This is a genomic window from Nocardia sp. PLKS1-43 (genome assembly GCF_059510335.1).
The window spans coordinates 182,079-206,467 of record NZ_JCAJZQ010000012.1 but is presented as its reverse complement, the minus strand read 5'-3'; the positions used below and the strand labels follow the sequence as shown (position 1 = coordinate 206,467).

Genomic DNA, 24,389 nt, shown 5'->3' with positions numbered 1-24,389 from the left:
GCGGATTCCTACTCGCCGCCCTGCCGCTCCCGTTCGTCTGCCCATCGGCCGCGATCGGAATTCGCGCGGCCGTTCGCGGTGGCGGGCGGGCGCGGCTTGATAGGTTGAACTGGTGTCGTTTGGATCGTTACCGCTGCTGAAGTCGTTGAATCCGGCCGCTGTCGCTGCGGGGGCGGATATTCCCGATGCCGTCACGATCGACGGGCATACGCTCTCGCGCAGTGATCTGATCGGTGCGGCGACCTCGGTGGCCGAGCGGGTCGCGCAAGTGGAGCGGGTCGCTGTGCTGGCGCGTCCGAGCGCGAAGACGGTACTGGCCATCGTCGGCTGTCTGATCGCCGGGGTCACGGTGGTTCCGGTGCCGCCGGATTCCGGGCCGGCCGAGATCGCGCACATCCTGACCGACTCCGGGGCGCGGGCGTGGCTGGGTGACGCCCCCGAGGGCACGGAACTGCCGGTGATCCCGGTGCGCATGCACGCGCGTTCCTGGCACACCTATCCCGAACCGGGCCCGGACACAACGGCTTTCATCCTGTACACCTCCGGCACCACCGGTGCGCCCAAGGGCGTGGTGCTGAGCCGGGGCGCGATCGCAGCCGGGCTGGACGCGCTGGCGCAGGCATGGGCGTGGACCGCCAACGATGTTCTGGTGCACGGGCTTCCGCTGTTCCACGTACACGGCCTCATCCTGGGCGTGCTGGGGCCGCTGCGGGTGGGCAGCCCGCTCGTGCACACCGGTAAACCGACGCCCGCCGCCTACGCCGCGGCGAAGGGCACGATCTACTTCGGAGTCCCGACGGTGTGGTCGCGAGTGGTCGAAGACCCTTCCGCCGCACGCGAACTGGCGAATGCGCGACTTCTGGTGTCCGGTAGCGCGCCGCTGCCGGTACCGGTGTTCGAGCGGCTGCGCGAACTGACCGGCCAGGCCCCGGTGGAACGCTACGGCATGAGTGAGACCATGATCACCCTGTCCACCCGCGCGGACGGGGAACGCCGTCCGGGCTGGGTCGGAACTCCGGTTGAGGGCGTGCGGACCAGGCTGCGCGACGAATCCGGCGAGCCCGTTCCGCACGACGGCGAGAGTATCGGCGGACTGCAGGTGCGCGGGCCGATGTTGTTCGGCGGCTATCTGAACCGGCCCGAGGCCACCGCCGAATGCTGGACCGAGGACGGCTGGTTCCGCACCGGCGACGTCGCGGCCATCGACGCCGAGGGGTTCCACCGCATCGTCGGCCGGGAATCGGTGGATCTGATCAAATCCGGCGGCTTCCGGATCGGCGCGGGCGAGATCGAGACCGCCCTGCTCGGCCATGCCGCGGTCGCCGAGGCGGCCGTGGTGGGCGTCGCGGACGAGGATCTGGGCCAGCGCATCGTCGCCTTCGTGGTGCCGCGCGGCGGCGCACCCGAAGAACTCGAACGAGCGCTGATCGACCATGTGGCACAACAGCTTTCGGCACACAAGCGCCCCCGCGAGGTACGTCTGGTCGAATCCCTCCCGCGCAATGCCATGGGCAAGGTGCAGAAGAAGCTGCTCACCTGATCAGCGCTGGAAATCGCTCCGCCCGGTGATCATTCCCGGCCGATGCCGCTCAATTCCGACGGCGATTGCAGTGCCGCGTGGAGATATTTTTCCACCGGTCGGCTGCGCATGAGCGCTCGGCCCTTCTCGATCCGCTTCTCGCGTGCGGCCGGATCGACGAGATATCGCAGGCACGTGTGGACGAAATCGTCGTAGCCGACGAATTCGACCGCCTCGGAGAATTCGTCGGTGGCGGCGACGTCGACGCAATCCTCCGATATCACGAATATGCCGTTGGACAGCAGATACGAGATGCGGACGATTTCGAATATGCGCGGGCCGAAATGGATATTCAAAACGATCTTCGCGCGGGCCAGCAAGGCGTCGCGGGCTTCGCCGTAGACGTTGCAGTGCAGCTGCGCGTTCAGTCCGATTGCCTGTAACTGCTCGATGATCCAGGCTCGCCTGCGGTTGGGGCTCCCGATGAACAGTACGTCGATGTCCTGCGTCTCGGCCGGCACGATGCGTTCCATCTCCGGCACGCTGCCGATCGGCACATGCCGCACATTCGGCACGTCGAGCGTGGCGAGGGTTTCGACATTGTGTTGGCTGTAATCCCAGACGGTGTGGCGGCGAAACATGTCCAGCAGCCAGTCGGTCGCCCAACCCTCACCCGGAATGATCTGCTCGAGATTGTAGAGAATCGAACCTTCGGGCGGCTCGAGTCCCCACCACGCCATCGTATTGCTGCCGAATATGATGTGCGTCCGGTTGGGCAGGCTCAGATCGTCGGCGAGGACGCTTCCGTATCCCAGGTGGATGAGGCCCCAATGGACGGTTTCGGCCACCTCGCGAAATACCGAGCGGGGAATGTATTCCTTCGGCGGCGCGACCGTGACGGCGAATCTCGTTCGATCGGTGTGCAGCGCCACTGCGAAACTCGCCTCCGGCCGAACATCGACATCTCCGGTGCCGCCGCGGCGTTTCGGCCTCTCACCCGCCCCGCACCATGATCAACCGTAACTCGAGTCGTGCGGAGTCGCAGAGCTTGCCGACGGAAGAAGTGAATGCCTTGTCGATCAAGGCATTCCGACGTGCTGCTCAGTTCGCGTGCAGTGCGGCGTTGAGCTCGATGCCGGTGCCCTTGCGCGCGACGACCTGCACCGCGCCGGTCTGCGAATTGCGCCGGAACAGCAGGTTCGAGCGGCCGGTCAGGTCCGCGGCCTTGACGGTGTTGCCGTCCGGGAGCGCGACCTTGGTGCCCGCGGTGAGGTAGAGGCCGGCCTCGACGATGCAGTCGTCACCCAGCGAGATGCCCAGACCGGCGTTCGCGCCGAGCAGGCAGCGCTCGCCGATCGAGATGACCTGCTTGCCGCCGCCGGACAGCGTGCCCATGATCGAAGCGCCGCCGCCGACGTCCGAGCCGTCGCCGACCACCACGCCGGCGGAGACGCGGCCCTCCACCATCGAAGCGCCGAGCGTTCCGGCGTTGAAGTTCACGAAGCCCTCGTGCATGACCGTGGTGCCCTCGGCCAGATGCGCGCCGAGGCGCACTCGATCCGCGTCCCCGATGCGCACACCCGAGGGCAGCACGTAGTCGACCATGCGGGGGAATTTGTCCAGGCTGTACACCGTGACCGGGCCCCGGGCGCGCAACCGGGCGCGCACCAGTTCGAACTCCTCCACCGCGCACGGGCCGTAATTGGTCCACACCACGTTGGCCAGCAGACCGAACTGTCCCTCGAGGCTCAGCCCGTGCGGGCGCACCAGACGGTGCGAGAGCAGGTGCAGCCGCAGGTAGACATCGTGCGCGTCGACCGGAGCCGCGGCAAGGTCGGAAATGGTGGTGCGCACCGCGACCACCTCGACCCGGCGGGCCTCGTCGACGCCGACGAGGTCGGCGAATCGCGCGTATCCGGGATCTGCCGGGGCCAGTTTCTCGGTGCCGCTGGTACCGAATTCGCCCAGTTCGGGGTACGGGTACCAGGTGTCCAGGACCGTGCCGTTCACGGTGACGGTCGCCAGGCCGACTGCGGATGCTCCCTGAATGCTCACGGCCCCGAGTGTATGGGCAGGCCGGGCCGCACGACGCCCGCGGGTGCCGCCCGAGCCGCCGCGGCCCCGAGTGCGGGAACAATTAGGCTGACACGGGTGAGCATTGATCTGCGCGCCGATCCCGTCACCCTCACCGCCGCCCTCGTGGACATCCCGAGCGTCTCCGAGGACGAGGCGGCCATCGTCGACACGGTGACGTGGGCGCTGCGCGAGCAGACCAGTGGTTTCGAAGTACTCCGCTGCGGCAACACGGTGCTGGCCCGCACCGATCGCGGCCGGGACACCCGCGTCGTGCTGGCCGGACATCTGGATACCGTGCCGATCGCGGGCAACGTCCCGAGCCGGTTCGAGACGCTGGACGGGCAGGAGACGCTCTACGGTTGCGGCACCGTCGACATGAAGTCCGGTGACGCGGTATTCCTGCACCTGGCCGCGACGGTCGCCGATCCGGTGTGCGATCTGACGCTGATCTTCTACGACTGCGAGGAGATCGCCGCGGAGTTCAACGGACTGGGCCGCATCGAACGCGAACTACCCGAATGGCTCGACGGCGATCTGGCGATCCTGGGCGAGCCGTCCGGCGGCTGGATCGAGGCGGGATGTCAGGGCACACTGCGGGTCCGGCTCACCGTCACCGGCACCCGGGCGCACACCGCGCGAGCCTGGAAGGGACACAACGCGATTCACGCCCTTGCCCCGATCCTGCAACGCCTCGCCGAATATCGGCCGCGCGAGGTGGACATCGACGGCTGTAGCTATCGCGAGGGACTGTCGGCGGTGCGGATCGGCGGCGGCGTGGCCGGCAACGTGGTACCGGACGAGGCGACGGTGGACGTGAACTTCCGCTTCGCCCCGGACCGTTCGCTCGAGCAGGCGACCGAGCATGTGCGACAGGTGTTCTCGGGCCTGGACCTGAGATTCGAGCGAACCGACGGCGCATCCGGCGCACTGCCCGGCCTGACCGCCCCCGCCGCGAAGGACCTTGTCGAGCAGGTGCATTCGCACGGCGGCGGCGGTGTCCGCGCCAAATACGGCTGGACCGACGTCTCCCGCTTCGCCGCTCGCGGCATCCCCGCGGTCAACTTCGGCCCCGGTGACCCGAACCTCGCGCACACCGTCGACGAACACGTCCCCACCGCACAGATCACCACGGTCACCAGCATCCTGCGCGGATATCTCACCCGCTCCTGACCTCGCAACACAACTGCTAGCGTTTATTTCATGTCCAGCGAAACCGAACCCGTTGCATCCCGATCTCCCCGGTCGGCCCCCAAGTATCGGGGGCCGATCATGTTGCGGGGGGACCGTAAGCGGGGGAGCGGTACCACCGATCAGCATCTGCTCGACGGGCGCGGACCGACCGACTGGGTGCACACCGACCCGTGGCGGGTGTTGCGGATCCAGAGCGAGTTCGTCGAGGGGTTCGGCGCGCTGGCCGAAATTCCCCGTGCTGTAACGGTTTTCGGGTCCGCGCGCACGCCGGTGGACCACCCGGAGTACCAGGCCGCGCAGGCGATCGGAGGTGCGCTCTCGCGCGCCGGATTCGCGGTGATCACCGGCGGCGGGCCGGGGGTGATGGAGGCGGCCAACCGGGGTGCGCACGAGGCCGGCGGATATTCGATCGGCCTGGGCATAGAACTGCCGATGGAACAAGGGCTGAACGAGTGGGTGGATCTGGGGATAAATTTCCGCTACTTCTTCGCTCGCAAGACGATGTTCGTCAAGTATTCACAGGCGTTCATCTGCCTGCCGGGCGGATTCGGCACCCTGGACGAGCTGTTCGAGGCGTTGACCCTGGTGCAGACGCACAAGATCACTCGCTTCCCGATCATCCTGTTCGGCACCCGGTACTGGTCGGGCCTGGTGGACTGGCTGCACGATTCGCTGCTGGGATCGGGCAAGATCGCACCGGGGGATCTGAGTCTGGTGGAGGTCACCGACAGTGTGGAGAAGGTGGTCGACATCGTGGTTCGCGCTGCCGAGAGCCGCGGTGAGGATTCGACGGGGACGGAGGATCAGTGGTGAGTGAGCGCCCGTTCGCGGTGTGCGTCTACTGTTCGGCCAGTGCCGGGGATGCGGCGCATCTGAGGTTGGCCGCGCAGGTCGGCACCGAGATCGCCCGCCGGGGTTGGCAATTGGTGTCCGGCGGTGGCCGGGTATCGATGATGGGCGCGGTCGCGACCTCGGCCAGAGCTGGTGGTGCGCGCACGATCGGCGTCATCCCGAAACATCTCGTGCACCACGAGGTCGCCGACGTCGACGCCGAGGAGCTGATCGTCACCGACACCATGCGCGAGCGCAAACAGGTGATGGAGGATCGCGCCGACGCCTTCCTCACCCTGCCGGGCGGCATCGGCACGCTGGAGGAGTTCTTCGAGACCTGGACCGGCGGATACCTCGGCACGCACGACAAGCCGGTGGTGGTGCTCGATCCGCTCGGGCACTATCAGGGCCTGTTCACCTGGATCGAGCAACTGCTCGACAGCGGGTTCGTCACCCGGGCCTCGCTGGACCGGATCCGGGTCACGCCGGATCTTCCGCAGGCGTTCGACACTCTCGCATCCCTGTCGGTCTGAATCGGAAACCTGTTGGAGGACATCGTGTCCGAGGACCTGTCGGCGAACGTCACCCTGCTCGGTCTGGTGCGCAAACTACCCGCGATGGCCGCGGACTTACCCGGTATGCTGCGCGGAGCCGCCGGGATGCTGGTGCGCTCCGGCGACCGGGCCTCGATCGGGTACTACTTCCAGCGGGCCGCCGAACAGGCGCCGGATCGGCCGTTCCTGCGCTTCGAAGACCACGAATTCACTTACAGCGCAGCCAATCTCGAGGTGAACCGGTACGCGGCGGTACTGGCCGAGCGCGGTGTCTCGCGCGGTGATGTGGTCGGGGTGCTGATGACCAACCGGCCCGAGACGTTGTTCGTGGTGCTGGCGACGGTCAAGCTCGGCGCGACGGTCGGGCTGCTCAATCATTATCAGCGCGACCGGGTCCTGGCACACAGCGTCGGGCTGCTCGGCAGTGTGGTGAACGTGATCGGGGCGGAGTGCCGGGAGGCGCTGGACTCCTTGTCCGAGCCGCCCGCGAATCTGCTCTTCGCCGAGGAACTCGCCGAACGCGCCCGCACCGCCTCGGCCGCGAATCCGCCTGCCTGCCAGGATGTCCGGGCCGGCGAGCGGGCTTTCCTGATCTTCACCTCCGGCACCACCGGCCTGCCCAAGGCCAGTGTGATGACGCATCTGCGCTGGATCAAGGGCATGGCCGGGCTCGGCGGTCTGGGTATCCGCCTGCGCGGTTCGGACACGCTGTACTGCTGCCTGCCGCTGTACCACAACAACGCGCTGACCGTCGCGTTGGGCGCTGTGCTCGGATCTCGGGCGACCCTCGCGCTGGGCCGCAAATTCTCCGCGTCCGGCTTCTGGGACGAGGTGATCGCCAGCCGGGCCACGGGGTTCATCTACATCGGCGAGCTGTGCCGATATCTGCTCAATCAGCCCGAAAAGCCGAGGGAGAGAGCACATTCGGTGCGGCTGGCAGTCGGCAACGGATTGCGCCCGGAGCTGTGGGACGAGTTCCGGCGACGTTTCGGCATCGGCCGGATCGTGGAGTTCTACGCGTCGAGCGAGGGGAATATCGCCTTCATCAACGCCTTCGGCATGGATCGCACCGCCGGATTCGGCCCGCTGCCGTATGCGATCGTCGAGGTGGACGACGCCACCGGCAAGGCGCGGCGTTTCCAGGACGGCCGGGCCCGGCGCGTGCGCTCCGGCGGCACCGGTCTGTTGTTGGCCGAGGTGACCGGCCGCTCGCCCTTCGACGGGTACACGGACGAGTCGGCGACCGAGGCGAAATTGGTGCGCAACGCGTTCCGTGACGGCGACTGCTGGTTCGACACCGGAGACCTTGTGCGCGACCAGCATTGGCATCACATCGCCTTCGTCGACCGCCTCGGCGACACCTTCCGGTGGAAGGGCGAGAACGTGGCGACCACGGAGGTCGAGGGCGCGTTCGACGGCGTCGAGTGGGTCACCCAGGCGGTGGTCTACGGCGTCGACGTCCCCGGAGCGGACGGTAAGGCCGGAATGGCCGCGCTGACCCTTCGGCCCGGCACGGACTTCGACGGCGCGAACCTGGCTGCCCGCCTCTACGACCGCCTGCCGAATTACGCTGTCCCCCTGTTCATTCGGGTGGTCGACGAACTCGAAACCACCAGCACCTTCAAGAGCCGCAAGGTGGATCTGCGCAAACAAGGCTTCGCACCGGACGAAACCACCAGCCGGTACGTCCTTTCCGGCCGCACCGACGGCTACGTCCCGTTCTACGACGCCTACCCCGATGAGGTCGCGGCGGGCGCCAAGCCCGCATCCTGAGCCGTCGCATCGTGAGCCGCGAGACCGCGGGGCTCGGGCACGGTGCGTTCGCCGGTGTCCTGCGGTGTTGTCGTGGAGGCGATCCCGCGCAACTCGTCGGTCGTGTCGTCGTCCGGTGCCCCGGACGACGACACGTGATCGAGGCTCATTTCATGACGGCGAGATTGCGCCAGAGGTTCTGCAGACTGTCCGTGCCACCGAAGAGGGTGGTGAAGTTGGTGGAATCGATCAGCACGATATCGCCGGCCCGGGGCCCGTCGGGCGGCATCCAGATCAGCGCGTTGAATTCGGTGTTGCCGGCGGCGGTGAACGGGTGCGGGCGGGTGAGATCGATGGGTTGGCGGCCGAGTACCCGCAGGGATTCGCTCTCCGGTGCGGTGAGTTCGTAATGCGGCAGGTGCGGGTGGAAATTGAAGGTGGTGACCTGGTCGAGCAGGTGGGGGCCGTCCAGTTCGGGGAAACGGGTGAGGGGAGCGATCCGGGTCGTGCCGTCGACGACCGCGGGCCGTAGCCCCCACGTGTTGTGCACGGGCACGTCGAGTGCCGCCATCAGCGAGCGGGTGTATCGGCCGAATCGCTGCTGCCGGGGTACCAGCGGGTCGCCGTGATGCTGGTGTTCGGTCTGCCGCTGGGCGAAATCGTCGGTGAAGCCGACGTCGTGGTGCGGCGCGAGCAGCAGGCAGGTGCCTTCGCGTCCCAGCCAGTTCCGGATGGCCTCGATCTCCTCGGGCGCGGCCTCCTGCTGGGACAGCAGATGATCGAGTCCGAATACCATCAGCGTGTCGGTGTCGGCGAGAATGCGCTCGTCGATCGGCAGCCGATAGCCGGCCTGATCGATGCGCTGGAAGACCGCGACCGGATGACCGGTCGCTTCACCGGCAAGGCGCTGGAATGCCAGGGTCGAGCGATGGAACAGCTCGAGTGTGCCCGCGATGCCCTGCAGAAATCGCGCCGGGTCGTACTCCGGAGTCTCGTAGGCGGGCCATGTGACGTTCCGGACCTCGGTGATGGTGGAGAACCGATTGTAGATTTCGGCGGGATCGCGTTGGGCTTCCCACGGATAGCTCCAGGTCCAGTAGATGCTGATCCGCCGTCGCCCGTTCCGTGGGCGGGGGATGTGGTCCTGGTTGTAGGTGCGCGCCGGGAGTGGGGTGTTCACGGCTTCGAACCGCCTTTCACTCGTCGAGTGTGGCCAGGTAGTGCAGCGCCCTGATGCCGGGCAGGAAGAAATACGCGCCGCCTTCGAGAGTCGTGAAGGCGGGCAGGCGTTTGTGCACGGTCCGGATGGGGCGCGCGGGGACGGTGAAATCCAGGGTGCCGTCCTGGGCGCCGCAGATGGGATCGTGTTCGTTGCCGAGTTCGTGGAACGTTTCGTCGTTGATCCACACGTTCTGCGCGAACTCGAACTGCCGAACCAGACTGGCGCAGATGATGAATGCGGCGATACCGCGATCGACCCCGTCGTCCGCCGCGCCCTCCGGGAGCGCCGGGCCGTAGGTGGCGCCGCGTCGAATCATCCTGCGCCGGTTCATGTTCACGGCCGTATCGCGCGGGTTGAGGCGTCGGGCGTGCGCGCCCAGCGGCACCGCGTAACCGTGCGGGTCCATATGTCCGTAGTCGAAGTCGTTGTTGCGCAGGGGGTCCGCGCCCAATTGCGGGTCGTCCGCGTCGGGGGACAGCACCAGCGGCGCGCCGCTGCGCCAGCGCCCCATCAGCTTCGCGGCGAGCAGTTCCTGGCCGGCCGGGTCGGCAGCGCCCTGACGCAGAAAGTCCCGGAACGCGCCGACGTGCTCCCGCAGTCGCCGGTAGGCCATGTAACTTCCGTTGCGGGACAACACTTCCGGCTGCGGTAGCCCGTGCGGCGGGCCCGCCTCGTCGGGATAGCCGAGGATGAATTCACCGGCTTTCAGCGGCGCGCCCGAGCCCGGTGTGGGGACTTCGCTGGAACCCTCGATGACCGGCTGGGACAGCCGGTCCCGGAAACCGAAGTGGTCGTGGGCGTAGTCGAACGGCGGCGAGGCGTTGAGATCCAGGTACGACAACATCCGCACCCCGGGGCAGCGGGCGAGATGTTCGCGGTGTGCGCCGGTGGCGCGCTGGTGTTCGGCGGCGTTGCGCGCGAACAGGATCGCGATGGCGTGCAGGTCGTCGCCCGCCAGTCCGCCCAGCCAGTTGCCGGGGTGATTCGCCCCGGTGTCGCCGAGGATGTCGGCGCGGGCGGCCATCCCTTCGCGGAACTCGTCGGGGAAGCTGTCCAGCGCGGGTCGCGGCACGCCGAGCGCGCGCAGGCCGGACCAGGTGAAGGCCAGGGTGACCCAGCGCTGGGAACTGTCCATCGTGGCGCGCGCGTCCGCGGCCGACTGGACCCGGTCCAGCAGACCGGTCAACCAGGCTCGCCCACCGGCCGGGTCGTCGAAGGACAGGAATTCGTAGCGACCGGTCATCGCCGGAGTTCGGGTCAGCAGGATGTGCTGGATGTCGTCGAGTTCGAGGGTCGGCGTGGGGCTGCTCATTGCATCTGGTCGAGCATGTCGGAGAACGCCGTCTTCAAGCGCAGCGCCTTCTTGATCTCCTCGGCGGTGACGTAGGGATATTCACCGTATTCGAGAAAGCTCGGGCACTGGTGCGCCCGGACGAACTCGACGAACGCCGCGGGGTTCTCCTTCCAATCCTCCGGGAACCCTTCGAGATTGGTGAATACGGTCGTGATACCGGTCTGGCTGAACAGCGTGACCGCGTCCTCGGTGTACTTGTCGAAATCGGTGTCGAAGATGCCCTGATATTGGAAGTGCAGGCCGGATCCGACGTCGAAGAGCAACCATCGCAGGTAGTGCAGACGCAGTGGCGCAAGCACATCCGGGTCGGCCGCCACCGCCTCTTCGATCTGCTTGCCGTACGCCCGAATCGCTTCTTCCCGTCCGGGTTTCACCTTCGCGATGATCGAGAAGCCGTAGCAGGCGGGCGTTCGCGGATACACCGGACCGTACCGGCCCCGCTGCAACTCGAAGTAGCCCTCCTTCGGAATGGCCATGGCCGCTGGTTCGAGCCGATCGGGATCGGATCCGGACATGTCGACGCCCTCCTCAACCGCAGAAGTAAGCCGTACATTTGCCATAATATGCTTCCGCCTCGTCGACAGGATGCCGTTATGCCCATGTCGCTGCCTGCCGAGCCGCTGCGGCCGAATCGGTTGTCGACGCCGCGCGCCGCCGCGGTGGCCGGAGTGGTCTTCGCTGTCCTGTTCGCCATCACGCTGATCCTGATTCGCGTCAGGATGCCCGGCAATGTCGCCGATTCGGCTCGCTGGCTGCAGAATCAGCATGGAACGATCACGACGGCCACGGTGCTGATGCCCTTCGCGGGTATCAGCTTCCTGTGGTTCATCGGCGTCGTGCGCGACGGGTTCGGCCCACACGAGAACCGATTCTTCCTGTCGATATTCCTCGGCAGCGGGTTGCTGTTCCTGGCCATGATGTTCCTAGCCACTGCCGTTGCCGCTGGTTTGCTATCGAATCGTGCCGGTCTGGCCGACTCGGCCGCCCGTGCCGAGGTGCTCGGCTTCGGCAGGGCGGTCATCATCTCGGCGAGCCAGACCTACGCGCTGCGCATGGCCGCGGTGTTCATGAGTTCGCTGGGCACGATCTGGCTCAGGACCGGACTGATGCCACGCTGGCTGGCCTTCCTCACATACCTGCTGACCGTGGCCCTGCTGATCGCCGTCGAGACCAGTCGATGGACGACGCTGGCGTTCCCGGCGTGGGTGTTCGTCGTCAGTGTGCTGATTCTCGTGCGCTCCGGCCGCGACGATGAACTCGGAGCCGAACCGGACGCGTCGTAGCGGCACGCGGGCTCGAGCGGCCTGCCGTTCGTTGTCTGTGTAGCGGCGGACGAGCCGGTCAGTGCCGAGAGCGGGAAAGGGGGGTCCAGTACAGTCGGGGTATGAGTTCTGTGCCACCGTTACCTACTTTGTGCGGGAAAACGGTGGCGACGGACCGGGCTCTGGTGATGGCGATCGTGAATCGCACACCCGACTCGTTCTACGACCGGGGGGCCACGTTCTCCGATGACGCGGCGTTGTCCGCGGTGGACCGGGCGGTGGCCGAAGGGGCCGATCTGGTCGATATCGGCGGGGTGAAGGCGGGGCCGGGGGATGTCGTGGACGCGGCCGAGGAGACTCGGCGGGTGGTGCCGTTCGTCGCGGCGATCCGGGAGCGGTATCCGGACTTGTTGATCAGTGTGGACACCTGGCGCGGCCAGGTGGCGCGGGCCGCGGTGGCCGAGGGCGCGGACCTGATCAACGACACCTGGGCCGGAGCGGACCCCGATCTGGCCGGTGTGGCCGCGGAAACGGGGGCGGGAATCGTGTGCAGCCATACCGGCGGCGCTCGCCCGCGCACGCGTCCGCACCGGGTGCGCTATACCGATGTGGTGGCGCAGGTCACCGAGACGGTGGTGCAGGCGGCGGAGAACGCCGCGGCCGCGGGGGTGGCGAAGGATTCGATTCTCATCGACCCGACGCACGATTTCGGCAAGAACACCTATCACGGGCTCGAACTGTTGCGGGCCGTGGACATTCTTGTAAATACCGGATGGCCGGTCTTGATGGCGCTGAGCAATAAGGATTTCATCGGAGAGACACTGGGTGTCGGCCTATCCGAGCGATTGGAGGGCACACTGGCAGCGACGGCATGGGCAGCCGCGGCCGGCGCCCGGGTCTTCCGAGTCCACGAGGTCGCCGCGACCCGGCGAGTGGTGGACATGATCGCGGCCATACAGGGCATCCGTCCCCCCGCACGAACTCTGCGAGGTCTGGTATGACAACCAACCCCGACCGTATTCCCGACAACACCTGGGCCACCAGCAACACCTGGGATCGCCCGGATTGGACCGTCGACGAACTCGTCGCCGCCAAAGCGGGCCGCACTGTTTCGGTGGTGCTGCCCGCACTGAACGAGGAGAACACCGTCGCCGATGTGGTGGCGAGCATCGTGCCGCTGCTGGGCTCGCTCGTGGACGAGCTGGTGGTGCTGGACTCCGGCTCCACCGACGCCACCGCCGAACGCGCCCGGGCCGCCGGGGCGCGGGTGATCAGCCGCGAACAGGCTGTGCCGGAACTGGATCCGGTACCGGGCAAGGGCGAGGTGCTGTGGCGTTCGCTGGCGGTCACCTCCGGTGATCTGATCGCCTTCGTCGACTCCGATCTGATCGATCCGGATCCGTCCTTCGTGCCCCGGCTGCTCGGCCCGCTGCTGACGGTGCCGGATATGCATCTGGTGAAGGCGTATTACCGGCGTCCGCTGCGGCAGGGGCAGACGGTCGACCACAACGGCGGCGGCCGGGTCACCGAACTCGTGGCCCGCCCTCTGCTCGCGGCCTTGCGCCCGGACCTGTCCGCGGTGCTGCAACCGCTCGGCGGTGAATACGCCGGAACCCGGGAACTGCTCACCGCGGTCCCGTTCGCCCCCGGCTACGGCGTCGAAATCGGCCTGCTGCTGGACACTTACGACCTGCTCGGCATGTCCGCCATCGGCCAGGTCAACCTCGGGGTGCGCACCCACCGCAACCGCCCCCTGTCCGACCTGGGCGTGATGAGCCGCCAGATCATGGGAACTGTCCTGGGCCGCACCGGAATTCGAGATTCGGGCGCGGCCCTGACCCAATTCCCGCTGGTGGGAGGTGAATTCACGGCGTTGACCACAGATGTCTCGCTGGAGGATCGCCCCCCGATGAATACGCTGCGTCCGGCGATCGTCGCCGCGTGAGGAGAAGCTTTCGGCGTCGGCGCGGCCGAGCGGGGCGCATGTGCGGGTAGATGCACCGGCCTGCTCGGCTGGGCGGTGCGCCGAGTCATCGGTGCGCGCTGTCGGTGTTGCGAAAACGACTGTCCCGCTGCGGAAATCGATCGACTCCGCACCCGACGACGGCTTCGGGCCGCGGGCGGTCGCCGAAGCTGTCGTCATCGCTCGTGGCGATAGATCGGCGTGAGCAGATCCGCCTCGAGCGGTTCGCCGGTATTGCGGTCGTAGCGGACGCCGACCACAGCGGAGAACGGGTGTGTGCCCGCGCGTTCGTGGAGAGTGGCCAGGCGGGTCGCGAGCAGGCGGATCGCGCCGAGGGAGCCGGGCGGGTGCAGGCCGTCGATGAGCAGGACGGTGCCCTGGCTGTCGGGCCGGTGCAGGCGGGCCAGATAGGCGATGTCGTAGGGTTCGGTGCCGCCGGGGCGGTAGACGCGGCGAGCTGCTCGATCCTCGATTCCGCGACGCACCCGTCCGGGCCGGGCGACGGTCCGGCGCAGGCGCGGATCCGCGATGGCCAGTTGACGCAGGCTCGGCGAGAGTTCCGGACCGCCCAGGACGATCAGCCCGTCCCGCTCCAGATCCAGCGTCCGGCCGGGTAGGAAACGTTCGACGGTCACCGAGAACCCCAGCTCACGGAGTAATTCCTGGAGGCGGTGCGGCGCCGTGGCATCGGGCGCGCCGACCAGCGGTGCGGTGCGGGTGGTGCTGCGCAGCTCCGGGGTGAGTATGGTGAGCGGGCCGTGTCCGAAGAACAGGCCCTCGGGTACCGGCCCCTGCGTACTCACCTGATGGATTCGGGCTCGCGAAAGTCCCGCGGCCGCACCGATTCTGGCGAACGTCCACCCTTCGGCATGCAGGTCTCGGATGACCGCGCGCCGGATGCGCGTGAGCTCGTTGATGGTCTGTTGCGCTTGGGCAACCCCTTCGGTGGCCGCCTTGAGGCGTTCGACCTTGTCATCGATCGCGAACACCCGTGCCACCTCATCGGCCGACATGTGCGCAGTCTAGATACCTCGACAGCGGTATGTGTCTAGACCGCTTGACGTGGTATTTCCGGCCGGAACCGCCCGTCGGGGCTCTACCTTGCCGAACGCGGCCGGACGACCCGCCGGTCCGGCCCGAAATCGTTATGTCGCGTCGAAATCGATGGGTGGCTTCTCGTTGTGTCCCAGCGGTTTCGGCGAGGGCGCGGCCGGCGGGGTGTACGGCGCGGCCGGCTCCGGCGAGGTACCGGCCGGCTTGTCGAAATTGCCGGTGAACAGCGAATCGTCCCCGTTCAGAAGGTGTTTGGTCACCATCGAACGCGGCGACATCCCGCGCAACTCGTCCAACGGCTTGCGCAGCTCGTTGAATTCGTCGAGAGGTTTGCGCAATTCGTCGAATTCCGGGCCGAGTTCACTGCGCAGCTGGTTGGTGGCGCCGCTCGCGTAATCGCGCACCTGACGCAGACTCTGCGCGGTCCAGCGGATAGCACCGGGCAACCGTTCCGGCCCGAGCACGACCAAGGCGGCAACCACCAGGATCATCATCTCGGGCCAGCCGATATCGAACATGAGACCAGGTTACTGGGGCGGCTTGGGTGCGTTCCGGTCGGATTCGAGCGTCACCGGAATCGTGACCTGCCGACCGTCCCGCACGATCTGGAAATCGACCTTCTGACCGATCTGCTGGGACATCACCGCGACGGTGAGTTCGGCCTGCTCGCTCACCTCGCGGTCGCCGACCTTCACCACCACGTCGCCCTCGGTCAGACCGGCCTTGGCCGCCGGGCTGCCCGCTACCACGTCGGCGATGGCCGCACCGCTGAGCGTGTCGTTCTCGACCTGTTTGGTCTTGGCGCTCACACCGAGCCACGGATGTTCGATCGCGCCGTGGTGGATGATCGTCTGCGAGACCCGCTTGACCAGATCGACCGGAATCGCGAAACCGAGCCCGACCGAGCCGCCGCTCTCACTGCGGATGGCCGTGTTGAGGCCGATGAGCCGGCCCTGGCCGTCGACCAGCGCGCCACCGGAGTTGCCGTGGTTGATCGCCGCATCGGTCTGCACGGCGTCGAACGCCCCGGCGGTGTCGTCCCCGGCCTCCGGGGTCTCCACCATCGCGCGATGCAGCGCGCTGACGATGCCCGCGGTGACGGTCTTCTGCAGACCCAGCGGTGAGCCGATCGCGAGGGTGGCGTCGCCGACCTGCACGTCGTCGGACTTACCGAGCCGGGCGACGGTGAGGTTCTTGACGTTGTCGACCTTGAGCACGGCCAGGTCGGTCTTGGGGTCGCGGCCGACCAGCGAGGCCGGTACCCGGGACCCGTCGGAGAAGGTCACCTGGATCTTGCCGTGATTGGTCTTGTCCATCGCGACCATGGAGATCACGTGGTTGTTGGTGACGATGTATCCGCCGCCGTCGATGACCACGCCCGAGCCGAGCGCGCCGTTGTCGCCGACGGTCTCGCGAATCTGCACCACCGAGGGCATCACGGAGTCGACGACCTTGGACACCGAACCCTGCGGCTTCCCCGACGCGCCCTCCTGGGACAGCGTGACCTTCTTGGAGGTCAGCACCGAGGTGGCCTCCGCGGTGAGCCGGCCGACCAGACCGCCGGCCAGGCCGATGACCAGCGCGATGACACCGAGAATGGCCAGAGCCTTGGGTGCGACGCGGCTGCCGAAGAGAACCTCGCGGGCGGTGAGCTTGATGCCCGGAAGCAGCCGTGCGGGCTGCGGAGTCTCTACCGCAGGTGCGCCGAGCCGGGCCGCGGCGTCGGGATCGCGCCACGGGTCGGCGGGCGGAGCGGGTGTTGCGGAATCGCCGGTCGCGTCCGGATCGCGCTGCAACAGCTCGTCGGAACCCTCGGGTCGTCCGAATGCCTCGGCCAGCACCGCGTCGGGCGGCCGGTTCACGAGTTCGGGTGCGGTGGCCTGTTGTTGCGGCGGCTTCGAAGTGTGTGGGGCGAATGATCCGGTCTGCCCTTCGGGGCGGCGGAACGCGCGCGCGGTGTGCTTATCGATCTCGGGCCGGTAGACCGGCCGCGGGCCCAGTACCGGTGCGTCCGACGGCCGCAGGTTCCCCCGTTCGGCCGCCGAATCCGGCGCGGGCGACTGCCCAGCGGCCCCGCCCGCCGCGGATTGTGAGCCGGTGTTCGTCGATTCGGTGGTCACGACGACACCTCGCTGGCGCTCGGCCCCGCCGCGCCCACGCGGTGCTGCGTTGATGGTTCACTCCGCTGCGCTCCGTTCACGACGACACCTCGCTAGCGCTCGGCCCCGCCGCGCCCACGCGGTGCTGTGTTATTGGTTCACTCCGCTGCGCTCCGTTCACGATCCAGACTCTACTTGCGCCACCAACCGGTCCACCGCCTGCTGTCGGAACTCAATTCCCGGTCCGCCGAGGAGGCGAAGCGGAACGAATCCGTGCGCAGGCCCAGGAAACTCGCGCCGCGGGAGATGCTCTCCGCGCCATTTCCGGTGAGATCGGCCAGGGGAATCCGGCTCAGCGTGTCGTGCAGATCGTGCGGTGCGGAGATCTGCATCTGGGCGGCCTGGCGCAAGGCGACGCGGGCCTGTTGCTGCGCCTCGACCTCCGCGGCGCATTCGGGGCAGCGGGCCAGATGCTCGGCCGCGCGTAGGTACGGATTCATCCGCAGCTCACCGTCCACATAAGCGGCGATGGCCTCGCTGGCCAGGTGTTCGGTCGGGGCGAAGCGAGGCCGGCGTTGGGGCGCTCTACCGGCCGCGTTACCCGAATCGCGCTCCTGGCCACTCATACGGTGCACACACCCTTTCGACCTGACAACAGCTGGCACCAACAGAATTTCCGCCGTCGGCGACGGCCGTAAATTACCCGACCTTCTCCGCGGCTGCGAACCGCGGCTGAGATCCATTATGCGCAAGGTGCTCCCGCAGTGCTTGACGCCCGCGGTGGATGCGGCTGCGCACGGTGCCCAATTTGACGCCGAGCGTGGCGCCGATCTCCTCGTAGGACAGGCCCTCGATATCGCACAGCACGACCGCGGCGCGGAATTCCGGCGCGAGTGCGTCGAGGGCGGATTGCAGGTCCGGGTCCAGGCGCGACTCGTGATACGCCTGTTCGGGGTCGGGGCCCTCGGAGGGCACGCGGTCGTAGTCCTCGGGTAGTGCCTCCATCCGGATCCGATTGCGGCGTCGCACCATGTCCAGGAACAGGTTCGTGGTGATGCGATGCAGCCAGCCCTCGAAGGTGCCGGGCTGATAGCTCTGCAACGACCGGAAGACGCGAATGAACGTCTCCTGGGTGAGATCCTCGGCGTCCTGCGGATCGCCGGTGAGACGGTATGCCAGCCGGTAGACCCGATCGGCGTGCTCGCGGACCAGTTCGTCCCAGCTGGGCATCATGGCGCGATCGCCGGTGGCGTCGAAGGCCGCGGTGCCCGACAAGGGATCGGACTCGGCGAGTTCGGCCTCGACGGCCTCGTCGGGGTGGACGGTGACCACGGCAGGGTCGCTGCCGTCCGCCGCGGGCAGGGAATATTCGGCCGAGGCGCCGTCGACCGGCAGACTCGACTCGGGAAGGGTGGCGAACTCACGCGCCGCATCGACCATGTGGATGGGGTTACCTCCTACTCGGGACCGTGCCCCGGCATTCGCACGACTCGTATCGTGTATCGGGTACAACCGCCGATCCGTATCGGGTTGTTCCCGGGTACCGGGCCGACGGTCGGTCGGCCTTTGCGTAGTGCTTACTAAACGTGGTCCCGATGTGGCCGTGGTATGGGGAGCCTGAGCGACACCTGAGAAAAACTGCGCTGCGTCGCCGGGCCGTCCTGATGATCCGCCATTAGCCTCATACACGTGAGCGTCATACCCACCGCATCGGCCCTGCAACGCAACCTCGCGTATGTCGAGGATTCAGTGGTCGAGGACGAGGTTCTCCTCTCCGCGCGGGAGCGGGCCACCGAATTGGGCGCAACGCCCGTGCCGCCGTCGGTGGGCGCGCTGCTGAGTATGTACGCGCAGTTGCTCGGTGCGCGGGCGGTGGTCGAGGTGGGTACCGGTGCGGGGATCAGCGGCCTGTGGCTGCTGGACGGCATGCGCGAGGACGGCACGCTGACCACGATCGATTCCGAACCCGAACATCAGCGCTCGGCCCGCGACGCGTTCCGGGCCGCCGAGATCGCCCCCGCGCGCACCCGCCTGATCAACGGCCGCGCCCTGGACGTACTGCCCAGGCTCGCCGACGGCGCCTACGACCTGGTGTTCATCGATGCCGCGCCGCTCGAACATCCGCAGTATGTGGAACAGGGCGTGCGGTTGTTGCGCGAGGGCGGCGCGATCATGCTGCACAACGCGTTACTGGGCGGGCGGGTGCCCGATCCGGCCCAGCGCGACGCCGCGACCCAGGCGGTGCGCGCGGCCACCCGGGCGATCGCCGAGGATCCGCGGTTGACGAGTGTGCTGATCCCGCTCGGCGACGGTCTGCTCTGCGCTTCGCGCGGATAATCACCGCAGGTCACAGGCGCGATCGCGAGCCGTCGCGCCGAACCGCGATTACGACCCGCCGGAAATTCCGGCGAACTCTTGCGTGCGGATTGAACGCCTGTTTAGTATATTAAACATGTGTTCAAAGGAGTCGCCGTACCGGAAGGATCCCCCGAGGATCTGACTACTCGCGCCCGCATCCGTGAGGCCGCGATGACAATTTTCGGAGAGCAGGGTTTCGGGGTCGGGGTTCGCGCCATCGCCACCGCGGCGGGCGTGTCACCGGGCCTGGTCAACCATCATTTCGGCTCCAAGGACGGGCTGCGGCAGGCATGTGACGACCATGTCCGCGAGTTCATCCGCAAGGCCAAGATGGAGTACATGAGCAACCCCTCTCCGAAGGGGCTGCTGCAGGCGATGGCCGAGGTCGAGGAGTTCGCGCCGTACCTCGCCTATCTGATGCGCAGCCTGCAGGCCGGCGGTCCGCTGGCGGTCGAGATGTTCGACCACATGGTCGCCGATATGGAGACCTATCTGAAGGTCGGCATCGAGAACGGGTCGTTGCGGGCGCCGCTGGATCTGAAGGCGACCGCGCGCTACATGGGCCTGCAGAACGGCGGGGGATTCCTGTTGTTCATGCAGCTCTACCTCGCCCGGCACGACGGCGCACCCGACTATCCGAAGATGCTGCGGGAGTACGCCGACGTGATGATGCTGCCCGCGGTCGATCTCTACACCAACGGCCTGCTCACCGATTCGATGGCGCTGGACACCTTGCTGTCCGGCCGCGAAAGCACTGAAGCACAACATATTTCACCCACGAACCCATCCGGTGCGGAGGGCTGATTCTCCGGGACGAATCCCGCGGAGTCGCGGTCCGCGCCACGAATACAGGAGATCCGATGTCATCGGCAATCGTCGTCCGGCAGTTGCGCAAACATTTCGGACAGGTACGCGCCCTCGACGGTCTCGATCTGGACGTCGCCGAAGGGGAGGTGCACGGCTTCCTGGGCCCCAACGGCGCGGGCAAGTCGACCACCATCCGGATTCTGCTGGGCATCCTGGCTCGCACGTCCGGCGACGTCGAGGTGCTGGGCCGCGATCCGTGGACCGACGCGGTCGCACTGCACCGCGATATCGCTTATGTACCAGGCGATGTCACGCTGTGGCCGTCGCTGTCCGGCGGGGAGACCATCGATCTGCTCGCCCGGATGCGCGGCGGTCTGGACACCGATCGCCGGGCCGAGCTGATCGAGCGTTTCGAACTGGATCCGCGCAAGAAGGCGCGGACCTACTCCAAGGGCAACCGGCAGAAGGTCGCGCTGGTCTCGGCCTTCTCCTCGCGAGCCCGGCTGCTGCTGCTGGACGAGCCGACGTCGGGCCTGGACCCGTTGATGGAGCAGGTATTTCGCGATTGTGCCCGCGAGGCGGCCGAACGCGGGGTGACGGTGCTGCTGTCCAGTCACATCCTGTCCGAGGTCGAGGCGCTGTGCGACCGGGTCACCATCATCCGCGCCGGCAAGACCGTGGAGAGCGGTTCGCTCACCGAGATGCGGCATCTGAGCCGCACCTCGATCAAGGCCGAATTGATCGGAGATCCGGGCGATCTGAGCCGGATCGCGGGTGTGGAGGACATCAGCGTCACCGATCACACGTTGAGCTGTCAGGTCGACAGCGAACACCTCGGTGAGCTGATCCGGGTGCTCGGCGACGCTGGCGTGCGGAGTCTGGTCAGCCAGCCGCCGACGCTGGAAGAGCTGTTCCTGCGGCACTATTCGCTCGGCGACGACATCTCCTCCGCCGATGGCCACCACCTCGCGGAGGCGGCGAAATGAGCACGGCAACCCTGGCCGGCCCCATCGGCCGTGCCCGATCGTCCACCAGCGCATCGGAATTCACCGGGACGTGGCGGCTGCTGCGACTGTATCTGCGGCGGGACCGGATCGTGCTGCCGCTGTGGGTGCTGCTGCTGTCGCTGCCGCTGGGCAGCGTCTACGTCAAGAGCACCGAGAAGGTGTATTCGAGCCCGGATCAGTTGGCGCACTTCGCGCATACGATCAACACCAGTCCCGCCCAGCTGGCCATGTACGGGCCGGTCTACAACACCACGTCCGGCGCGGCGGCCGGACTGTGGAAGGCCGGGATGTTCTTCACCATCATCGGCATCGCGACGATTCTGACCGTCATCCGGCACACCCGCGCCGAGGAGGAGACCGGCCGAGAGGAGCTGTTGGCCTCGACCAGGGTCGGACGGCTGGCCAACCTCACTGCCGCGCTGCTGGTTTCGGGTATCGGCGCGCTGGCCACCGGACTGCTCGCGGTGGTGAGTATCGCGGGGGCGGGCGTGGATGCGCACGGGGCGTTGGCCTTCGGGCTCGCGCTGGCCGGATCGGGCCTGGTGTTCGCCGCCGTCGGCGCGGTGGCCGCCCAATTGTCCGCGAGTGCGCGCACCGCCCGTGGCATCGCCTTCGCCGTGCTCGCCGCGACCTATGTGCTGCGTGCCGTCGGTGACGCGCGCGCCGCCGACGGTCCCGCCGATCCGCTGAGCTGGCTCTCCCCGCAGGGCTGGTCGATTCAGGTGCGCGCGCTCGCCGGGGACCACTGGTGGGTGCTGCTGCCGCACCTGGCGACCACGATCGTGCTGATCGCGGTGGCGTACGCGCTGCTGCGGCGGCGTGACGTCGGGGCCGGGCTGATCGCCGAACGTCCCGGTGCGCCCGTGGCCGCGACGGCTCTGTCCGGACCCTTCGGGCTGGCCTGGCGGTTGCAGCGCGGCACGCTCGTGGCGTGGGCCGTCGGGCTCGGGCTGTACGGGTTGGTCATCGGCAGCGTCGTCAACGGGATCGCGAACGAGGTCGGCGGCAGTAAATCGGTGCAGGACATCATCGCTCGGATGGGCGGTGCCAGTGCGCTGGAGGACGCCTTCATCACGACCGCGTTCACGCTGTTGGGCCTGGCCGCGGCCGCCTACGCGATTTCGGCCACGCTGCGGCTGAATTCGGAGGAGTCGGCCGACCGCGCGGAGGTCGTACTGACCGGCTCGGTGGGCCGGATTCGCTGGGCCGCGTCGCATCTGGTCTTCGCGCTGCTGGGACCGGTTGTGCTGCTGCTGGTCTCGGGTGTGCTGGCCGGTCTGGCGTACGGGATCGCCGCGCACGATATCGCCGGCAAGATGCCGCGGGTGCTGGGTGCGGCGCTGGTGCAACTGCCCGCGGTCTGGTTGTTCGCCGGCGCCGCGGTGTTGCTGTTCGGTGTGCTGCCGCGCTGGGCCTCGGTGGCCTGGGGCGTATTCACCGCGGGGGTGGCGTTGTTCCTGCTCGGCTCGATCGCCGGTATGCCGCAATGGGTTCTGGACATCGACCCGTACAGCCATCTGCCGAAACTGCCGGCGGAGCCGTTCGCCTGGACTCCGGTCGTGATCCTGGTGGTGATCGCCGCCGCGCTGATCGGTACCGGGTTGTCCGCCTTCCGGCGACGAGATCTTCGCTGAGAGTTCGTTCCCGGATTCCCTTCGATACGCCCCCGGCACTCGCCGGGGGCGTATTCTTCGGCGGATCGCTCGGAGTCTGCGCATGACCCGCCCTACCGCTTCCAGCTGAAAACCGCCGCGCAGCGTCGAGTGGTCGCGAGGGGTGACGCAACATGATCGAATTCTTGGATATTCAGGACGAATTCGCCGAGCATATGCCCGGTGGATTTCTCTGTCCGGCGGTGATCGTCTTCGGCCTGGTGGTGGCCGTCGCCTTGCTGGTTCTACTACTGGTCAGCGGCGCCCACTTCGACGACCAGCGATCCTCGGTCCTCACCACCCCCGGCACCTGCGCACCTTTCTGCGCCGCGGACCCCACCGCGACACCGCCGTCGGTACATCCGAGCTGAGCGATTGCGGCCGGCCGAGCCCGCGCCGCACAGGGTCCGGATTCGCGCGATCGGATGCCGGCCGCGGCGCACACCGGCCGCTTCACCAGGCCCGACCAGCGTGCCGACCGATCTGCGACCACCGGCCACCGGAATTGTCCGGAACCGATATCATTGGGGCAGTTCGCGATTCGGTTGTGGGGTGATGGGCAGTGGTGATCCAGCGTGCAATCCTTATCGAGGTCTTGCCGCGCGGTTGGATCGTGCTCGTCGGAGTGGTCCTCGGTTTCGCCGTCTTCGTCGCCCTGCTGGTCATGCTCCTGGTAACCGGCGGCTTCAACGGTCGCCACTCCACGACTCCCACGCCCACCCCGACCCCGGGCACCTGCTACCCGTTCTGCACCGCGGGGCCGAATACGCCTCCGCCGGGCTGGAAGTAGCGCTGGGCTCCGGAAACTCGACGCGGTAGCCGTCGGGCTCAGTTCGCGGCGGTCGTGCCGGTGTGCGCGATCGCGGCCGCTTCCTCGTCGGACAGTTCGATCGGCTCGAGGTCGTGGCCGGTGAGGACCTCGCCGCAGTGGTCGCAGGTCAGTTGCGGATGCACCAGTTCACCGCAGCCGGTGTGCCGGATGTGTCGCCGATCGGCCGTGTCCGGGTGCAGGTGGGCGCGGCCCCACTGGGTCAGCGCGATCCAGGCCGGAACCAGCTTGCGTGCGCTGTCGGTCAGCCGGTAGTCGTACCACTCCTTGTCCGGCCGGTAACGGTGCCGCTCGAGCAGGCCGAGTTCGACCAGCGCGGCCAGGCGGCTGGTCAGCGTGTTGGGGCCGATCCCCAGATTGCGCTGCAACGCGCCGAACCGGTGCACGCCCCAGTAGACCTCGCGCAGGATCGCGTTGTTCCATCGCTCGCCCAGGAGCGAGAACACCTCCTGGGCCGGGTGCGGTTCGGATCTGTCCGGCATGTCGACCACGATACCTCAGACTATCTTTAGAAAAGTACTTCTAGACAAGATGTACTTCGTGATTGATAGTAGTTGTAGGCATCGCGACGGATCGCGAAGTGCCTCATTTCATTCAGGGAAAGGAGGGCGGCGGTGCGGGTGATGGTCGATCTGGCGCGCTGCCAGAGCTACGGGCAGTGCGTGTTCGCCGCGCCGGAGGTCTTCGAGCTGACCGGACGGGAGGTCCTGGAATACGACAGCGCGCCGTCGGACGAGTGGCGGCTGCATCTGGAGCGGGCGCGCGCCGCCTGCCCGGTGCAGGCGATCGTCCTCGGGCCTGCCGCGGGCCCGGCCGGCGCGGTCGGAGGCGGACGTGCTAGCTGACCCGAAAGACCAACG

Annotated in this window: 26 protein-coding genes; 15 read left to right on the top strand and 11 right to left on the bottom strand. The window is 67.5% G+C overall.

The genetic code is table 11. The annotated features are described in order from the left end of the window. Positions 1-112: 112 nt before the first annotated feature. Complete coding sequence (locus tag AC5WS7_RS32375; RefSeq protein WP_495958399.1) at positions 113-1,540, top strand: acyl-CoA synthetase; 1,428 nt, start codon at positions 113-115, stop codon at positions 1,538-1,540. Between the two features lie 29 nt (positions 1,541-1,569). On the opposite strand, the gene AC5WS7_RS32370 is transcribed toward AC5WS7_RS32375, so the two are convergent. Together AC5WS7_RS32370 and dapD are read right to left on the bottom strand one after the other, a co-directional pair. After that, entirely contained in the window at positions 1,570-2,451 is an 882-nt protein-coding gene (locus AC5WS7_RS32370; RefSeq protein WP_495958398.1) for a CgeB family protein, read from the bottom strand. 169 nt (positions 2,452-2,620) lie between these two features. Continuing rightward, on the bottom strand, positions 2,621-3,574 hold the full coding sequence (dapD, locus tag AC5WS7_RS32365) for a 2,3,4,5-tetrahydropyridine-2,6-dicarboxylate N-succinyltransferase (RefSeq protein ID WP_495958397.1): 954 nt from the start codon (positions 3,572-3,574) through the stop codon (positions 2,621-2,623). Between the two features lie 96 nt (positions 3,575-3,670). Here dapD and dapE point away from each other — a divergent pair, with 96 nt between their 5' ends. Genes dapE through AC5WS7_RS32345 form a run of 4 tightly spaced genes read left to right on the top strand, consistent with a single transcriptional unit; the run spans position 3,671 to position 7,944 of the window. After that, entirely contained in the window at positions 3,671-4,765 is a 1,095-nt protein-coding gene (gene dapE, locus AC5WS7_RS32360) for a succinyl-diaminopimelate desuccinylase (protein WP_495958396.1), read from the top strand. 30 nt (positions 4,766-4,795) lie between these two features. After that, positions 4,796-5,599, top strand: a complete 804-nt coding sequence (locus AC5WS7_RS32355; RefSeq protein ID WP_495958395.1) for an LOG family protein — start codon at positions 4,796-4,798, stop codon at positions 5,597-5,599. Beyond that, on the top strand, positions 5,596-6,150 hold the full coding sequence (locus AC5WS7_RS32350; protein WP_495958394.1) for an LOG family protein: 555 nt from the start codon (positions 5,596-5,598) through the stop codon (positions 6,148-6,150). The genes AC5WS7_RS32355 and AC5WS7_RS32350 overlap by 4 nt, the downstream gene beginning before the upstream one ends. A gap of 24 nt (positions 6,151-6,174) precedes the next feature. Continuing rightward, positions 6,175-7,944 carry a long-chain-acyl-CoA synthetase gene (locus AC5WS7_RS32345; protein WP_495958393.1) on the top strand — a complete coding sequence of 590 codons (1,770 nt, stop codon included), beginning with the start codon at positions 6,175-6,177 and terminating at the stop codon, positions 7,942-7,944. 145 nt (positions 7,945-8,089) lie between these two features. On the opposite strand, the gene AC5WS7_RS32340 is transcribed toward AC5WS7_RS32345, so the two are convergent. From AC5WS7_RS32340 to AC5WS7_RS32330, 3 genes are read right to left on the bottom strand one after another with little or no spacing between them, the layout of a single operon-like run. After that, positions 8,090-9,103: a hypothetical protein gene (locus AC5WS7_RS32340; RefSeq protein ID WP_495958392.1), complete on the bottom strand. Its 1,014-nt coding sequence runs from the start codon at positions 9,101-9,103 to the stop codon at positions 8,090-8,092. Positions 9,104-9,119: 16 nt separating this feature from the next. Continuing rightward, positions 9,120-10,457, bottom strand: a complete 1,338-nt coding sequence (locus AC5WS7_RS32335; RefSeq protein WP_495958391.1) for a Dyp-type peroxidase — start codon at positions 10,455-10,457, stop codon at positions 9,120-9,122. Beyond that, on the bottom strand, positions 10,454-11,014 hold the full coding sequence (locus AC5WS7_RS32330; protein WP_495958390.1) for a hypothetical protein: 561 nt from the start codon (positions 11,012-11,014) through the stop codon (positions 10,454-10,456). Before AC5WS7_RS32330 ends, AC5WS7_RS32335 begins: the two co-directional genes overlap by 4 nt. 78 nt (positions 11,015-11,092) lie before the next feature. On the opposite strand from AC5WS7_RS32330, the gene AC5WS7_RS32325 reads away from it, so the two are divergent. From AC5WS7_RS32325 to AC5WS7_RS32315, 3 genes are all read left to right on the top strand, one after another. Next, positions 11,093-11,782 carry a hypothetical protein gene (locus AC5WS7_RS32325; protein WP_495958389.1) on the top strand — a complete coding sequence of 230 codons (690 nt, stop codon included), beginning with the start codon at positions 11,093-11,095 and terminating at the stop codon, positions 11,780-11,782. A gap of 101 nt (positions 11,783-11,883) precedes the next feature. Then, positions 11,884-12,762, top strand: coding sequence for a dihydropteroate synthase (gene folP / locus AC5WS7_RS32320; RefSeq protein ID WP_495958388.1), 879 nt, complete (start codon positions 11,884-11,886; stop codon positions 12,760-12,762). Further along, positions 12,759-13,706 (top strand): glucosyl-3-phosphoglycerate synthase, encoded by a 948-nt coding sequence (locus tag AC5WS7_RS32315; protein WP_495958387.1) that lies wholly within the window; start codon positions 12,759-12,761, stop codon positions 13,704-13,706. Before folP ends, AC5WS7_RS32315 begins: the two co-directional genes overlap by 4 nt. Positions 13,707-13,900: 194 nt before the next feature. Here the strand turns inward: AC5WS7_RS32315 and AC5WS7_RS32310 are convergent, their stop codons facing one another. The 5 genes from AC5WS7_RS32310 to sigE all read right to left on the bottom strand — a co-directional run bounded on the left by AC5WS7_RS32310 (position 13,901) and on the right by sigE (position 18,316). Continuing rightward, the gene (locus AC5WS7_RS32310) at positions 13,901-14,737 is read right to left on the bottom strand and encodes a hypothetical protein (RefSeq protein ID WP_495958386.1); all 837 of its coding nucleotides are present in this window, start codon (positions 14,735-14,737) and stop codon (positions 13,901-13,903) included. Positions 14,738-14,869: 132 nt separating this feature from the next. Then, positions 14,870-15,295, bottom strand: a complete 426-nt coding sequence (gene tatB, locus AC5WS7_RS32305) for a Sec-independent protein translocase protein TatB (protein WP_495958385.1) — start codon at positions 15,293-15,295, stop codon at positions 14,870-14,872. Positions 15,296-15,304: 9 nt separating this feature from the next. After that, complete coding sequence (locus AC5WS7_RS32300) at positions 15,305-16,897, bottom strand: S1C family serine protease (protein ID WP_495958384.1); 1,593 nt, start codon at positions 16,895-16,897, stop codon at positions 15,305-15,307. A gap of 170 nt (positions 16,898-17,067) precedes the next feature. Further along, complete coding sequence (locus tag AC5WS7_RS32295) at positions 17,068-17,502, bottom strand: zf-HC2 domain-containing protein (RefSeq protein ID WP_495958383.1); 435 nt, start codon at positions 17,500-17,502, stop codon at positions 17,068-17,070. Positions 17,503-17,575: 73 nt separating this feature from the next. Then, the gene (gene sigE, locus AC5WS7_RS32290; protein ID WP_495958382.1) at positions 17,576-18,316 is read right to left on the bottom strand and encodes an RNA polymerase sigma factor SigE; all 741 of its coding nucleotides are present in this window, start codon (positions 18,314-18,316) and stop codon (positions 17,576-17,578) included. 258 nt (positions 18,317-18,574) lie between these two features. Between sigE and AC5WS7_RS32285 the strand changes: the two genes are divergently transcribed. From AC5WS7_RS32285 to AC5WS7_RS32260, 6 genes are all read left to right on the top strand, one after another. Next, positions 18,575-19,213 carry an O-methyltransferase gene (locus AC5WS7_RS32285; protein WP_495958447.1) on the top strand — a complete coding sequence of 213 codons (639 nt, stop codon included), beginning with the start codon at positions 18,575-18,577 and terminating at the stop codon, positions 19,211-19,213. A 117-nt stretch (positions 19,214-19,330) separates the two neighbouring features. Continuing rightward, positions 19,331-20,038 carry a TetR/AcrR family transcriptional regulator gene (locus AC5WS7_RS32280; protein WP_495958381.1) on the top strand — a complete coding sequence of 236 codons (708 nt, stop codon included), beginning with the start codon at positions 19,331-19,333 and terminating at the stop codon, positions 20,036-20,038. A gap of 56 nt (positions 20,039-20,094) precedes the next feature. After that, positions 20,095-21,027: an ABC transporter ATP-binding protein gene (locus AC5WS7_RS32275; protein WP_495958380.1), complete on the top strand. Its 933-nt coding sequence runs from the start codon at positions 20,095-20,097 to the stop codon at positions 21,025-21,027. Next, positions 21,024-22,682 (top strand): ABC transporter permease, encoded by a 1,659-nt coding sequence (locus AC5WS7_RS32270; protein ID WP_495958379.1) that lies wholly within the window; start codon positions 21,024-21,026, stop codon positions 22,680-22,682. The genes AC5WS7_RS32275 and AC5WS7_RS32270 overlap by 4 nt, the downstream gene beginning before the upstream one ends. Before the next feature lie 152 nt (positions 22,683-22,834). Next, positions 22,835-23,071 carry a hypothetical protein gene (locus tag AC5WS7_RS32265; RefSeq protein WP_495958378.1) on the top strand — a complete coding sequence of 79 codons (237 nt, stop codon included), beginning with the start codon at positions 22,835-22,837 and terminating at the stop codon, positions 23,069-23,071. Between the two features lie 194 nt (positions 23,072-23,265). Continuing rightward, the gene (locus AC5WS7_RS32260) at positions 23,266-23,490 is read left to right on the top strand and encodes a hypothetical protein (RefSeq protein ID WP_495958377.1); all 225 of its coding nucleotides are present in this window, start codon (positions 23,266-23,268) and stop codon (positions 23,488-23,490) included. 38 nt (positions 23,491-23,528) lie between these two features. Here AC5WS7_RS32260 and AC5WS7_RS32255 read toward each other — a convergent pair whose 3' ends face one another. Continuing rightward, positions 23,529-24,011 (bottom strand): winged helix-turn-helix transcriptional regulator, encoded by a 483-nt coding sequence (locus AC5WS7_RS32255; RefSeq protein WP_495958376.1) that lies wholly within the window; start codon positions 24,009-24,011, stop codon positions 23,529-23,531. 141 nt (positions 24,012-24,152) lie between these two features. Here AC5WS7_RS32255 and AC5WS7_RS32250 point away from each other — a divergent pair, with 141 nt between their 5' ends. Further along, positions 24,153-24,374, top strand: coding sequence for a ferredoxin (locus tag AC5WS7_RS32250; protein WP_495958446.1), 222 nt, complete (start codon positions 24,153-24,155; stop codon positions 24,372-24,374). Positions 24,375-24,389: the final 15 nt, after the last annotated feature.

Bases quoted from the DNA above. Each gene is read 5' to 3' on its own strand.
- AC5WS7_RS32250 (WP_495958446.1), top strand. From the start codon at position 24,153: ATGGTCGATCTGGCGCGCTGCCAGAGCTACGGGCAGTGCGTGTTCGCC.
- AC5WS7_RS32325 (WP_495958389.1), top strand. From the start codon at position 11,093: ATGCCCATGTCGCTGCCTGCCGAGCCGCTGCGGCCGAATCGGTTGTCG.
- AC5WS7_RS32275 (WP_495958380.1), top strand. From the start codon at position 20,095: ATGTCATCGGCAATCGTCGTCCGGCAGTTGCGCAAACATTTCGGACAG.
- AC5WS7_RS32295 (WP_495958383.1), bottom strand. From the start codon at position 17,502: ATGAGTGGCCAGGAGCGCGATTCGGGTAACGCGGCCGGTAGAGCGCCC.
- AC5WS7_RS32330 (WP_495958390.1), bottom strand. From the start codon at position 11,014: ATGTCCGGATCCGATCCCGATCGGCTCGAACCAGCGGCCATGGCCATT.
- AC5WS7_RS32310 (WP_495958386.1), bottom strand. From the start codon at position 14,737: ATGTCGGCCGATGAGGTGGCACGGGTGTTCGCGATCGATGACAAGGTC.
- AC5WS7_RS32335 (WP_495958391.1), bottom strand. From the start codon at position 10,457: ATGAGCAGCCCCACGCCGACCCTCGAACTCGACGACATCCAGCACATC.
- AC5WS7_RS32265 (WP_495958378.1), top strand. From the start codon at position 22,835: ATGATCGAATTCTTGGATATTCAGGACGAATTCGCCGAGCATATGCCC.
- AC5WS7_RS32255 (WP_495958376.1), bottom strand. From the start codon at position 24,011: ATGCCGGACAGATCCGAACCGCACCCGGCCCAGGAGGTGTTCTCGCTC.
- AC5WS7_RS32315 (WP_495958387.1), top strand. From the start codon at position 12,759: ATGACAACCAACCCCGACCGTATTCCCGACAACACCTGGGCCACCAGC.
- tatB (WP_495958385.1), bottom strand. From the start codon at position 15,295: ATGTTCGATATCGGCTGGCCCGAGATGATGATCCTGGTGGTTGCCGCC.
- AC5WS7_RS32270 (WP_495958379.1), top strand. From the start codon at position 21,024: ATGAGCACGGCAACCCTGGCCGGCCCCATCGGCCGTGCCCGATCGTCC.
- AC5WS7_RS32355 (WP_495958395.1), top strand. From the start codon at position 4,796: ATGTCCAGCGAAACCGAACCCGTTGCATCCCGATCTCCCCGGTCGGCC.
- sigE (WP_495958382.1), bottom strand. From the start codon at position 18,316: ATGGTCGATGCGGCGCGTGAGTTCGCCACCCTTCCCGAGTCGAGTCTG.
- folP (WP_495958388.1), top strand. From the start codon at position 11,884: ATGAGTTCTGTGCCACCGTTACCTACTTTGTGCGGGAAAACGGTGGCG.